22 protein-coding genes and 3 pseudogenes are annotated in these 11,649 nt (G+C 23.1%); 19 read left to right on the forward strand and 6 right to left on the reverse strand.

Annotated elements, in window-relative coordinates; translation table 11 throughout:
- Positions 1–15 precede the first annotated feature (15 nt).
- Both LUA84_RS01635 and LUA84_RS01645 read right to left on the reverse strand, forming a co-directional pair.
- Positions 16–590: pseudogene (locus LUA84_RS01635) on the reverse strand (ATP-dependent DNA ligase).
- A gap of 336 nt (positions 591–926) precedes the next feature.
- Positions 927–1,136, reverse strand: a complete 210-nt coding sequence (locus LUA84_RS01645; protein ID WP_231434151.1) for a hypothetical protein — start codon at positions 1,134–1,136, stop codon at positions 927–929.
- A gap of 145 nt (positions 1,137–1,281) precedes the next feature.
- Here LUA84_RS01645 and LUA84_RS01650 point away from each other — a divergent pair, with 145 nt between their 5' ends.
- The 13 genes from LUA84_RS01650 to LUA84_RS04160 all read left to right on the forward strand — a co-directional run bounded on the left by LUA84_RS01650 (position 1,282) and on the right by LUA84_RS04160 (position 6,731).
- Positions 1,282–1,497, forward strand: a complete 216-nt coding sequence (locus LUA84_RS01650) for a hypothetical protein (RefSeq protein WP_231434152.1) — start codon at positions 1,282–1,284, stop codon at positions 1,495–1,497.
- Between the two features lie 121 nt (positions 1,498–1,618).
- A complete protein-coding gene (locus LUA84_RS01655; protein WP_231434153.1) occupies positions 1,619–1,891 on the forward strand; it encodes a DEAD/DEAH box helicase in 273 nt (90 codons plus the stop codon).
- Positions 1,892–2,184: 293 nt separating this feature from the next.
- Complete coding sequence (locus LUA84_RS01660; protein WP_231434154.1) at positions 2,185–2,391, forward strand: hypothetical protein; 207 nt, start codon at positions 2,185–2,187, stop codon at positions 2,389–2,391.
- 87 nt (positions 2,392–2,478) lie between these two features.
- Positions 2,479–2,913, forward strand: coding sequence for a hypothetical protein (locus LUA84_RS01665; RefSeq protein WP_231434155.1), 435 nt, complete (start codon positions 2,479–2,481; stop codon positions 2,911–2,913).
- A 338-nt stretch (positions 2,914–3,251) separates the two neighbouring features.
- Positions 3,252–3,578 carry a hypothetical protein gene (locus LUA84_RS01670; RefSeq protein WP_231434156.1) on the forward strand — a complete coding sequence of 109 codons (327 nt, stop codon included), beginning with the start codon at positions 3,252–3,254 and terminating at the stop codon, positions 3,576–3,578.
- Positions 3,579–3,589: 11 nt separating this feature from the next.
- Positions 3,590–3,910 (forward strand): Zn-binding domain-containing protein, encoded by a 321-nt coding sequence (locus tag LUA84_RS05165; protein ID WP_457913343.1) that lies wholly within the window; start codon positions 3,590–3,592, stop codon positions 3,908–3,910.
- 283 nt (positions 3,911–4,193) lie between these two features.
- A complete protein-coding gene (locus LUA84_RS01675) occupies positions 4,194–4,436 on the forward strand; it encodes a beta clamp domain-containing protein (protein ID WP_256443585.1) in 243 nt (80 codons plus the stop codon).
- Between the two features lie 250 nt (positions 4,437–4,686).
- On the forward strand, positions 4,687–4,893 hold the full coding sequence (locus tag LUA84_RS01680) for a beta clamp domain-containing protein (protein WP_231434157.1): 207 nt from the start codon (positions 4,687–4,689) through the stop codon (positions 4,891–4,893).
- Positions 4,894–5,104: 211 nt separating this feature from the next.
- The gene (locus LUA84_RS01685) at positions 5,105–5,296 is read left to right on the forward strand and encodes a histone (protein ID WP_231434158.1); all 192 of its coding nucleotides are present in this window, start codon (positions 5,105–5,107) and stop codon (positions 5,294–5,296) included.
- 340 nt (positions 5,297–5,636) lie between these two features.
- Entirely contained in the window at positions 5,637–5,786 is a 150-nt protein-coding gene (locus LUA84_RS01690) for a hypothetical protein (RefSeq protein WP_231434159.1), read from the forward strand.
- 45 nt (positions 5,787–5,831) lie between these two features.
- The gene (locus tag LUA84_RS01695) at positions 5,832–5,984 is read left to right on the forward strand and encodes a hypothetical protein (protein WP_231434160.1); all 153 of its coding nucleotides are present in this window, start codon (positions 5,832–5,834) and stop codon (positions 5,982–5,984) included.
- Between the two features lie 80 nt (positions 5,985–6,064).
- Entirely contained in the window at positions 6,065–6,376 is a 312-nt protein-coding gene (locus tag LUA84_RS04155) for an AIM24 family protein (RefSeq protein WP_256443500.1), read from the forward strand.
- The gene (locus tag LUA84_RS04160) at positions 6,360–6,731 is read left to right on the forward strand and encodes an AIM24 family protein (RefSeq protein ID WP_256443501.1); all 372 of its coding nucleotides are present in this window, start codon (positions 6,360–6,362) and stop codon (positions 6,729–6,731) included. The genes LUA84_RS04155 and LUA84_RS04160 overlap by 17 nt, the downstream gene beginning before the upstream one ends.
- A gap of 306 nt (positions 6,732–7,037) precedes the next feature.
- On the opposite strand, the gene LUA84_RS05170 is transcribed toward LUA84_RS04160, so the two are convergent.
- The 3 genes from LUA84_RS05170 to LUA84_RS01705 all read right to left on the reverse strand — a co-directional run bounded on the left by LUA84_RS05170 (position 7,038) and on the right by LUA84_RS01705 (position 8,506).
- Complete coding sequence (locus LUA84_RS05170; protein ID WP_457913344.1) at positions 7,038–7,154, reverse strand: hypothetical protein; 117 nt, start codon at positions 7,152–7,154, stop codon at positions 7,038–7,040.
- A 68-nt stretch (positions 7,155–7,222) separates the two neighbouring features.
- Entirely contained in the window at positions 7,223–7,357 is a 135-nt protein-coding gene (locus LUA84_RS04165; protein WP_256443502.1) for a hypothetical protein, read from the reverse strand.
- Positions 7,358–7,570: 213 nt separating this feature from the next.
- A complete protein-coding gene (locus LUA84_RS01705) occupies positions 7,571–8,506 on the reverse strand; it encodes a M16 family metallopeptidase (RefSeq protein ID WP_308112656.1) in 936 nt (311 codons plus the stop codon).
- Positions 8,507–8,708: 202 nt separating this feature from the next.
- Here LUA84_RS01705 and LUA84_RS01710 point away from each other — a divergent pair.
- Together LUA84_RS01710 and LUA84_RS01715 are read left to right on the forward strand one after the other, a co-directional pair.
- Positions 8,709–9,059 (forward strand): annotated as a pseudogene (locus LUA84_RS01710) (hypothetical protein); the annotation flags it as partial.
- 160 nt (positions 9,060–9,219) lie between these two features.
- Positions 9,220–9,441: a hypothetical protein gene (locus LUA84_RS01715; RefSeq protein WP_231434162.1), complete on the forward strand. Its 222-nt coding sequence runs from the start codon at positions 9,220–9,222 to the stop codon at positions 9,439–9,441.
- Here the strand turns inward: LUA84_RS01715 and LUA84_RS05175 are convergent.
- A pseudogene (locus tag LUA84_RS05175) lies at positions 9,425–10,317 on the reverse strand (endonuclease V). The gene LUA84_RS01715 and the pseudogene LUA84_RS05175 sit on opposite strands and share 17 nt — an antisense overlap.
- A 146-nt stretch (positions 10,318–10,463) precedes the next feature.
- On the opposite strand from LUA84_RS05175, the gene LUA84_RS01730 reads away from it, so the two are divergent.
- The 4 genes from LUA84_RS01730 (at position 10,464) to LUA84_RS01740 (ending at position 11,438) form a co-directional block, all read left to right on the forward strand.
- Positions 10,464–10,616 carry a hypothetical protein gene (locus LUA84_RS01730; protein ID WP_231434165.1) on the forward strand — a complete coding sequence of 51 codons (153 nt, stop codon included), beginning with the start codon at positions 10,464–10,466 and terminating at the stop codon, positions 10,614–10,616.
- The gene (locus LUA84_RS04170; protein WP_256443503.1) at positions 10,613–10,918 is read left to right on the forward strand and encodes an eL15 family ribosomal protein; all 306 of its coding nucleotides are present in this window, start codon (positions 10,613–10,615) and stop codon (positions 10,916–10,918) included. Before LUA84_RS01730 ends, LUA84_RS04170 begins: the two co-directional genes overlap by 4 nt.
- The gene (locus LUA84_RS04175; RefSeq protein WP_256443504.1) at positions 10,893–11,135 is read left to right on the forward strand and encodes an eL15 family ribosomal protein; all 243 of its coding nucleotides are present in this window, start codon (positions 10,893–10,895) and stop codon (positions 11,133–11,135) included. Before LUA84_RS04170 ends, LUA84_RS04175 begins: the two co-directional genes overlap by 26 nt.
- A 39-nt stretch (positions 11,136–11,174) precedes the next feature.
- Positions 11,175–11,438, forward strand: coding sequence for an ATP-binding cassette domain-containing protein (locus LUA84_RS01740; RefSeq protein ID WP_231434166.1), 264 nt, complete (start codon positions 11,175–11,177; stop codon positions 11,436–11,438).
- The last annotated feature ends 211 nt before the right edge of the window (positions 11,439–11,649 follow it).

The following is an 11,649-nucleotide window of genomic DNA, read 5'->3' on the forward strand; positions in this document are numbered from 1 at the left end:
ATGTCCCTTTACTTTTCACCATGATTTATCTCTTTTTCCAGGAATGTATTTTGAATNTAATTTCTTTGCAACNNNACCTTCATTTTTCATATTAATAGATTCTTCAAAGAATTTCTTTGCTTCATCTTCTTTATTTGTAATTATCATTGCAGTTAAATCAATATTTCCTCTAATTTTTTCTAATATTTTTCTTCTATTTATATATTCATTATTTATTAATAATTTTCCATCTAAATAAATTATATCAAATAAAAATAATTTAACAGGTATTTCTTTTACATACTTTGAAATTTCATATGCTCTCTTTATTCTTTTTGAAATTTCTTGAAATGGTAATGGTAGATTTTTATTATAATCCCATGCAACAATCTCTCCTTCAACAACTACTTCATTATTTTTTATATTATTTAATATCAATTCTACTATATCTGGAAAAGATTTTGTTACTCCTTTAGTCTCTTAGTAAAGATTTTTACCTCATTTCCTTTTTTATGTATTTGTGCCCTTATTCCATCAAACTTTAATTCAAATGCTGCAGGAGAAAAATTATTAAATACATCTTGGAAATTATTTGCCTTTTCTGCAAGCATTGGTTTAAATGGGTGAAATAATCTAATATTAACATTTTCAATATTTTTTGGATTATCAAATAAATATTCTGATAGAACTACAATATCTCCAATTATTGCATGCGCAATTTTAATTTTTTCATCATCAATACTATATATATAGGATAAACAATCTTCAATTGTTCCTTCTAATACTCCATATCTCACATCTCCTTGTAAAATTATTGTTAACAATTTTGCTTCTAAAGGTGATAAATTTTTATATATTCCTTCTAGATATAATATTCTTTTTTCTCTAACCCTTCCCCTTCCAAATTTTCAATTTTCTTTAATTCATTATATATATCAATTATTGTACTATTTTTTGGCAAACCATTTGTTTAATTTTATATTTCCTTTTTCATAAATAATTTTAACAGCTTCTCCTAAGGCTCCGGATTTTTTATATAATAAACTTAATTCCTTAATATTTACTCCTAAATTATTTAATACATTTACAATAGTACTTATAGATAAAATTAATTTTCTTTCAATCCATTCTTCTTCACATTTCCCAAAATTAACCAAATAGTTATTTTTAATTCATTTTTATCTAAAGACTTTAATAAATCTACATAAAACATCAATTTTCAAAGATTTTTCATTAATTTTCTCAACTTTTTCTAATACTTCTGCCAATTTGCAGAAATATTTCATTATATTTAATATAAAAATGTTTAATCTTATATATGCAAATATGAATATTGATGATTTAAAAAATGTTTTTGAAAAAGAGTTTAAAGATTATATAGTTGGAATTAAATTAATTAATAATAAAAGTGCTGAATTTGATAATTTTGAATTTTATAATAAAGAATTAAATGAATATTTAAATTCTAGAAACTTTAAATTATATAAACATCAAGCTGAGGCATTAAATTTATTATAGAAAAATAAAAATCTAATTGTAACAACTCCAACAGCTTCTGGAAAATCTCATATATTTAGATTATATATTATTGATAATATATTAAAATATCCAAATAAAACATTTTTATTAATTTATCTCATTGAGAGCATTATTATATGATCAGTATGAAAAATTTGAAGAATTAATAAAAGATTTTGAAAATTATACAAATAAAAAATTAAATATTAAGATGAAGTTTATTTTGGGAGATTTAACATATAGTGAAAAGGAAAAAATAATAAGGGGAATATCAAATTTAATATTAACTACAATTAATAATTTACATTTATATATATTAAAAAATCATGATAAATTATTTTATTTCTTTAGGAATTTAGATTTAATTGTTGTAGATGAATTACTATTCATATAGAGGAGGATTTGGAACAAATGCTGCATATACATTTAGGAGATTATTAGATTATTAAAATATTTCTATAAAAATAATAATTTCAAAATATTAACATTATCTGCAACATTAAGAAATCCTATAGAATTTGCAAAAAACATGTTTGATCTAGTATTTTGAATTAATTGATAAAGATTATAGTAATAAATATAGAAAATATATAATTTGTTTGGATCACAGAAATTCAAGTTCAAGATTATTATTAAAAAGGTCAATAAGAATTTTAGTAGAAAATAATATAAAGTCTTTAATATTTATTGAATCAAAGAAAGGTGTTGATATTATTAAGGTTAGAATCACAAGATGTAGATAAATATAATAAGATTTTTACATATAAGGCAAGTTATTTAAGGGAAAAAAGAAAAGAAATTGAACAAAAATTTAAATCTGAGAGAATATTTAATATTATTAACTACATCTGCATTAGAACTTGGAATAGATATTGGGGAAATAAAATACTGTAGTAAAATGATGGAATACCTAGAGACGGAATTTCTTCAATAATCCAAAGATTTGGAAGATCTGGAAGAATTTCCGATTCAATAGATTTAATGATATTTAAAAAAGATGCACTAGATTTTTATTATTCAACAAATATAAATGAATTTTTAGATAGGATTGAAAAAAACAAATTAGAGAGTATTCCTTTAAATTTGGATAATGAAAAAGTTGTTAAAAAACATTTAAAATATTTAATAAATGAATTTGGAAGAATTGATAAAAGTATATTAAATGATTTGGAGAAAAAATATTTAGAAAAATTGGAAAGAGAAAATATTGTATCAAAAATAAAGGATCCATTATTTAGAAAAGAATATTATAAATTAAATGGTCAAGTAATATATTCTGGATTAAGAAATATTTCAGATAAAGTATATTATATTGTAGATTTAACAAAGGAAGAAGAAGAAATGATAAGAAGAATAAAGAAAAAGGAAGGATTAATAAGAATAATAAATATGCTAAAAGGTAAAGGAAAAATCTAGAAGAAATGGATAAACCTGCGTTTTATGATTATTTATAACCTGGAATGGTATATTACTCTTCAGGAAAATCAATTAGAAAACAGATTATTATAGTATAGATAATGTTACATTTGTATTCTTTAGACCAGAATTTTCAAATATAGAGACAAGTCCAATATATTATGAAGATGTAAAAATAATTAATACAATAGATAAAAAAGTAATAAATGATTGGGAAATATATTTAGGAAAAATAAAAGTAAAAAAAGAATTTGTTGGATATATAGAAAAATACAAAATGGGAGAAAATTATGCACAAAATATGAATTATTTTCAAAAAAGCATAAATTATGAATTTAATGATAAAAGCAATATGGATTGTAATACCAGAAGGATATCAGAGGGAATTGGAAAGTATTTATTATAATTTCTTTTTAGATAAATTAAAAAAGTATATTGAAAAGAAAAAATATAATATAAATGTTGATGAAATATTAAATTTTTCTTCTACTATAAGTAAAGATTTCTTTTATGAAAAATATAGAGGGTTAGCAAGTAAAAAAATAAAAGAAAAAATTGGAGAATTTTTAGAAAGGAATTATCTAATAAAAGATAATATATTAGTATTTTTAGTTAAGAAAATTGTTGATTATGAATCTTCATTTAGATCAGGATTGCATGCATAGAGCATAATATAATAAAAATATCTCCTGTTGTAACATTTGTAGATTCGCAAGAACTTGGCGGATATCCTCATCCAATTCATCCACAAACAAATAAACCAACAATATTTATATATGAAGGATATGAATCTGGTNNTGTTTTAGCAGAAATATTATATAATAATATAGAAAAATTAATTAAAAAATCTATAATATCTTTAAATAAATGTAAATGTATTGATGGATGTCCTAGATGTGTATATTCTTCTAAATGCGGAAATTATAATGAATATTTAGAGAAATATTCTGGAAGATTTATACAAAAAAGATTTTTAAATACTAAAAAATTCAATTGATTTTATGAAAGGATTCGACACATGGTAGTGCATTTGCAGCTGCATTACTAATAGCAGTATTATTACTGGTTGGATACTCATATTTTATATATCATAAATTTATTGGAGGATTTTATGATTTTGTAACAATATTCCAAAGTTATCCTATACAGGCAATTATAATATTTATTATAGGACTAATGATTGGATATCTTCAGGGTAAGGNATACTAATATATATTTAAAATTTTTTTGGAATTATAAAGAATGAAGGTAACACTTTCCACAAGCTAAAGAGATTAAAAATATATTACCAGCAATTAGTTAGCTTTTTATCAGAAAGAACATTTAAAGCAAATAAGGATGGTATATTTTTATCATCATTGGATCCACCAAATGTTGCAGTAATATTATTGGATATGTATCCAAATATGTTTACAGAATATGATGTACAAGATGAAGAAAAATTTACAATAAATTTAGAAGATTTAAAGAAAATAATGACAAAAGTCTGCATTAAAGAATCAAATATCATGGGAAATAGATAAAGAAAAGAATAAATTTATTTTAACTGTATAATGGAAAAGCTAAAAAATTATTTACATTGCCATTAATAGAATCTGAGGGATCTTTTATGGATTTGCCCAACTTAGAATTACCTATAAAAGTTAGAGATGGATTCAAAGCTATTCTATGATATAATAAGACTCTGCAAAAGTAATTGCAGATGAAGTAAAAGTTGTTGCAGATCCTGATGGTCCAAAGGTATCATTTATTGCTGAAGGTGAAGTAACATATATGAGAATTGATCTAACTCCACAAGATGAAAGTGTATTATCTATGGAAGTTCCACCAAAAGCAATGGCAAGATATTCTATAGATTATTTATATAAATTATCTAAAGTAGCAAGAATATCTGATACATTAACATTTAAATTGGACTCTGGAAAGCCAATATGGATTATTATAAGTCAACTGATAAATTTAGATTTGGATTTGTATTAGCTCCAAGAGAATAATCTGTTTTTTTAATATTTGCCCCAATTTTAAATTTGTTGGGTAAATACTATATTTTGGATATATACCTATGGGGTATGTAATATTGTAAAATAAAAATGCGTGTGATTAAAATCTCAAAGTATTTTTACGATAAGATCTCGTTCGTCATCAGTCAAAATATGAAAAATTTATAAGGGAGCTTAATAATATATATTTTATGGAAAGAGGAGAGAGGGGAAGTCCAATGGCTGTAGTTGAAAGGATCCTAAAGCAAAAGGGTGAACAAGCAGGAGTAACAAGAGTATCAGATAAAGCAATTAGATACCTAAAACAAGAATTAGAAGATATTGTATTAGAAATTGCAAAAGAAGCAGTTTCATTGGCAAATCATGGAAAAAGACAACTGTAAAGAGGGAAGATATACAATTAGCAACAAAACAAATATTCAAGAAGATGTAAAGGCTTTATAATAATTTTATTTTTCTTTCCTCAATGTTTTTAAATATAAATTGTTATAATATTTTATGGAAACAATGAGCTTAGACTTCTTTAGAAGAAGAAATATATTTGAGAGCATTAACAGGATATATTGTAGCAAAAAGAATATTTGATGAATATAAGAATATAGCAATAATAACATATCCAGATAAGTATGTTCTTCTCTATCATCTTCTTTAGTATCTTCCCTAATATCAAAACAAGGATATAGAGATAAAATAGCAAAAATATATTTATATGATGATAATAAGTTGAATGATATAGCAAAAGATATTGTAAAAAATAATTTTGATTCTGTATTTATTGCATATGGTGGTGAACAAAAGATAACATATGTATCAGAAATAACAAAGAAAACAATATTGGCATTAAAAAATGCTGGAATAAAAATTCATTGTTAATCCATGTAAGAATATTGGATTGCAACAAAACAATTATCAGAAATATTGAATGATGAAATACGAGAATATCTAAAATCTTTAAAAGAAATAAGAGTATTTAAAGCAGATTTGCAAAATAAATTATTTATATTTCATAAAGTAAAGATAGATAATCAAAGTAAAATTAGAAAAATATGCAGAAGAAAAAATTACAGATGAGCATGTAGAATTATTAAAGAAATCCGTTCCTCCCAAATAATTTTTTAATATTTATAAATTATAATATATTTTTTAAATTAATGGAATATAAAATTGAAGGAAATAGTATACAAGATATTATAATCAATTTAAATCCAGGAGAATCTGTATATGTTAATCCGGGGCATTTAATATGGAAATCTTCTACAGTAAATGTAAATGCAGTTGTTCAAGGAGGAATATTTTCTGGTATTGGTAGAAAGATTANNNNTTCTTCTTTCTTTGTTCTAAAGTTAACAGGCCCTGGAATGGTAGATTTAACTGGATATGTACCTGGTAAGATTGTTGAAATAAATTTAAATAATTATGAAATATTTGTTGAATGTAGAGAATTGTTTGGCTGCAGAATCTAGTGTAAAATATAATGCAGCTATAACAAGATTGGGATTTGGAATACTTGCAGGAGAAGGACTATTAATGGCAAAATTTTCAGGAATTGGTAAATTATTTTTACATGCTCCAGGAGATATTTTACAATTAAATTTAAATGCAGGGCAATCTATAGATGTAGAGGCAGGTCATGTTTTAGCTGATTCTGCTGGTACTAAGGTATCATTTAAAAGAGTACGAGGAATTAAAGCAATGTTTCTAGGTGATGAAGGATTATTCTTTGCACATTTAGAAGGACCAGGTTTTGTATGGATTAGAACTTTGAGTAGATTGCAATTAATAGAAGGATTAATGCCTGAATTATCTAGATGTAAATAAAGATTTATAATATTTACAATATTTATTTATTTTACATATATTACATTTTGGATTAATAGGTTTACATATATTTCTTCCAAAAAAAACAAACAAAAAATTAATTTTATTATAATATTCTTTTGGTATAACCTGATATAATTCCATTTCAGTCTCTTCAGGATTTTTTGTTTTTACTAATCCAATTCTGTTTGATATTTTAATGAATATGTGTATCTACTGCAATATAATTTTTATTACATACAATTTTTCAACAAACTTTTGCAATCTTTCTTTCAACTCCAGGTAAAGATCTAATATATTCTTCTATCAATATATATTATAATCCCATTTTTCGGCAATTTCTTTAATCCATTTTGCTTTATTATTGTATAATCCAATATCCTTTATTGTATCCTTTATTTCTTCTAAAGATGCATTTCTAATATCTTCAACTTTATTCTATTTATTAAATAATCTTTCAGAAACTTCCAATGTTTTTTCTTCCCTTACTCTTATAGATAATAATATGTTATTAATACCTGAAAAGGATCCTTATATTTTTCCCAAATATATGGGGATGCAAGTTTTTCATTTATATTATTTTCCTTTAATGTTTCTTCAATTCCATTAATTATTTCTTTTATCATAATCTTCAGGATAAATCATTACTTTTTTGCCTTTTTCAAATAAATCATATATTATTTATTATTTTCTTCAACAAAATCTCTATCAATATTTGATAATAAATTATATACTTTATTGAAATATTGATCATAATGCATATTTAATATTTTTATCAAATATGGATCTGTTTCTATCCTTTTTAATATGTTTTCCTCTCTAAGATTATAATCAATTTTTTATATATTGGATCTTGCTTTTTTATATTTGTCATCTATATTTTTTAAGTTATCTAAAAATTCTTCAATTGCTTTATTTATTATTTTTTCTTTATCGATTTGAAATCCTGGTATTATTAGTGAATATATAATTTCATCATCATAGAAATTCGATAAAGAAAGCGAAGGAGAATATCCTATAACATATTTATTTCTAAATATTTCAAATATTTTTGAAGATGCTCCTAAATTATAAAATTCTGTTAATGCAGTAATAATATCCTCTTTTTTAATACCACTATTTATATTAATACTATAATATATTTGTTGTATATTTTTCATTTTTATTATTATATCTTTTCCTTCTCCCTTATTTGGATTTTTCAATTTTATATTATCTCCTTCCAATCTGGAAAAACATTTCTTGACAATTTCAATATCTTTATCACTTATATTCCCTTCTGAGAATATTGAAATATTTTTTGGAGAGTAGTATTTATATTTAAATTCCTCTAATGTATCCTTTGTTATATTATTAACCGTTTCAATATATCCTCCTACAGGATCCCCATAATCAGAATCTCCATAAACAGATTTTGATAAGTTATCATTCAAACTTACTGTTGGGTCATCTTCTCTCATCATTATTTCTGTTTTTACGACATTTTTCTCATTTTCAAATTCATTATTATCATATTTATCATTTTCAAACATCCAATAAAATAAGTCCACAATATTTTCAAATCCTTCTTTCATTACTGCAGCAAAATATANAGTATAATTATAATAAGTCATTACATGATAAATTGATCCATTTTCTTCAAATAATAGATGTATTTGATTTTTGTTATATTTTTTATTAGATTGAAACATCATATGTTCCAGTAAATGGGAAATTCCCCTAAATTCTTTATCCTCAAATACTGATCCAATGTTTACTAATATTCCTATTGCAATATTCTCATTTCTAAAAGGGACTTTATATAGATTTTATTCCATTATCCAAGATTTCATAATCAACCATTAATATAATTTATTAGTATTATGTTTATGTTTTTTAGATAAAATATTCAATGGTAATATATATAAGTAATTCAAATTAATAATAATTTTATGCCAGAGATACAAGTTAAGAAGGTTATTGTAATTAAAGAAAGGATCATATATATGGTATAATAATGAAGTATGGGAAGTATTAGAAATGGAAACTGCAAAGACAGGAAAGCTTGTTTCTGCAAAGGCTAGAATTTTAATAAGATCTGTTGTATCTGGAAAGACTACCGAGTTAGAAAAACCAACACAAGAACCAATAGAAGTTCCTGTTATAAATAAAATAAAGGGACAGGTTATTGCAAAAATATCGGATGATAAATATACAATAATGGATTTAGATACATATGAAACATTTGATGCAAAGGTATTGGATGAGAATTTAAAAGGTAAGATACAGGAAGGACAAAAAGTTGTTAGTTTGGGATGTTGGAGAAAGAATAATTGTACAGGCATTTAGAGAATAATGGCTTTAATTAGCTTATAGATAAATTTAAGTATAAAATAAGAGATAAAAGGATATAGACATATTTTTTGATGATGAAAGTGAAAAATTAAAAATATCAAAGTTTATTAAAGATATTACTCCAGAAAGTTTAAGAAAATATATAAAATCATCTTTGAGATATTCATTTCCAGAAACAATAGAAGATCTTTATGGATCATATTTAGTAAATACAGGAACACTTTTTTTATTATTAGGATTATTAAGCAATAATTATATATTTGATCATTTATCATATGTAGCCTTAGGATATTCTTCTTCAATAATTATTTCTACACTTTATTATAAGAATGATAAATTTAGAAAAGTAGCTAAAAGGGTTACTCCATATACTTAATTTTTTTACTAATTATATCTGCTAATCTTACTGGCTCTGGATATTTTCCTTCTATCCAATATTTTTCAGATAATTCTTTTGTTTTTTCTAATGATATTAAATTTCCTGGTGATGCATATATCGTTTCTCCAAATTTTTCTACTTTATATCCCCTAACTTCATTATTTATTATAATCTTATTATCAACAACATTTCCTGATAATAATTTTTTGGTTATTCCAATGGTAGGTATATTTAATTTTACTCCAACAAATGATGCTAGACCCATTTTAAATGGATGAGAAATTCCATGTCCATTTACAAATAAATATCTATTTTTTCTTTTATTTTATTGAATGTTTTTATAATTGGTTCTCCTTCTCTAAAAGCTAAAAAGGATGGTATATATGGAAATTCAATTTTTTCTTTGAATATATATTTATTGATTAATTCTAAATTTTTATCTAATATTACATATACTATATAACCTATATCATCTCTATAACTTAAATCAACACCACCAATTAAATTTATATCATTTATATTATCTTCTAAAATAATTTTTTTAGCTAATTCTTCTTGTATTTTTCTATATTTTAATAATATTTTTTCTTTTACATTAAAATTATCAAATAAATATTTTTCTAAATTTACTATTTTATTATTTATAATTTCTATTCCTTCATTTTTTAATAATTCTTCTTGTATTTTATTATTTATTATCCCATCAGAATTTAGAACCCTCCACCATGGTCCATTTAATTTTTTATAATAATTTATAATAAATTTTATTGAATATTTATCTCCCAAATATTCTGATAATATCTTAAATGTTGTTACTTTACCATATGGAATACTATTAATTAATTTACTTAATTCTTCTATAATTTCATTCATAATATATAATTTAAAAAATTATTTATAACAAATATACAAAATGGATGATTGGATAAAAGAAAGTTTGTTAGGAATATTATTATTAATATGTGGCTTGATTTTTAATATATTATTGATTAGGAGAAACTATATTAGTAATAAAGGGATTGATAGGATTAGTAATATTAATATTGGGTATACTAGTATTGTGGATTGGATATGAAGATATAAAATTAAATAAGGAATTAAAGGAAGTACAAAAAGAATTTAGCGAAGAAAATAAGCAAGAGCAAAATCAAGATAATCAAAATAAACAATGAAATCTGCATATAATTATTTTGTTGAAACATGGAAAAAAAGATTTAAAGATGAAAATTTAAAGAAATTAATTAAAGAAAGATTAATTAAATGGAGAATGGAAACTGAAATTGTTAGGATAGAAAGACCAACAAGATTAGATAAAGCTAGAAAATTGGGATGGAAGCCAATAAATGGAATTATATTAGTTAGAGTNNNGGTAAAGAAAGGATGGAGAAAAAGAAAAGATATGCCAAGNNATGTTAAGACAAAAAATTATTATTATTATAGATCATTAAATGATGAGTTTAAGGGCAATTGCTGAACAACGAGTACAAAGAAAATATCAAAATTTAGAAGTAATAAATTCATATTATGTTGGGGAAGATGGTAAATATAAATGGTATGAAGTTATATTAGCAGATCCGAACAATCCAAATATCGATAATAGAGAAGAATATTCATGGTTGCTTAATAGAAAAAACAGAAAAAGAGCTTTAAGGGGTTTGACCCCTGGATTTAAATCCTCTAGAAAAGTATAACATAGTTATCTTTATAAGTGTTTGTAATATATTTTTTAAATGCTAAAAATAGAAGGACTAAATGTTTATTCTGATAATAAAAAAATATTAGAAAATATAAATTTAGAATTTGAATATGGGAAATTATATTTAATATTTGGTGCGAGTGGATCCGGAAAAACAACATTAGCAAAAGCAATATTAAATGATGAAAGTTTAAAAAAAGAGGGAAAAATATTTTTAGATAATATAGATATAACAAATGAAAAAACTGAGAATACATCAAATATATATTTTATTCTTTTCAGGATCCTGTTGAAATAGAAAATATTAGAACAAGAACATTGTTAAAGTATATTTTGGATAATTTTGATGAAAAAAAGATATTAAATTATGGAAAAAGTTTTAGGATGACCCTGAAGATTTTTTAGATAGAGGAATTAATTAAATNTATCTGGAGGTGAAAAGAAAAGATTTTCATTATTATTATCAATATTATTGAATAGAAAGATTATTTTAATAGATGAAATAGATT

The organism is Candidatus Nanopusillus massiliensis (assembly GCF_920984865.1).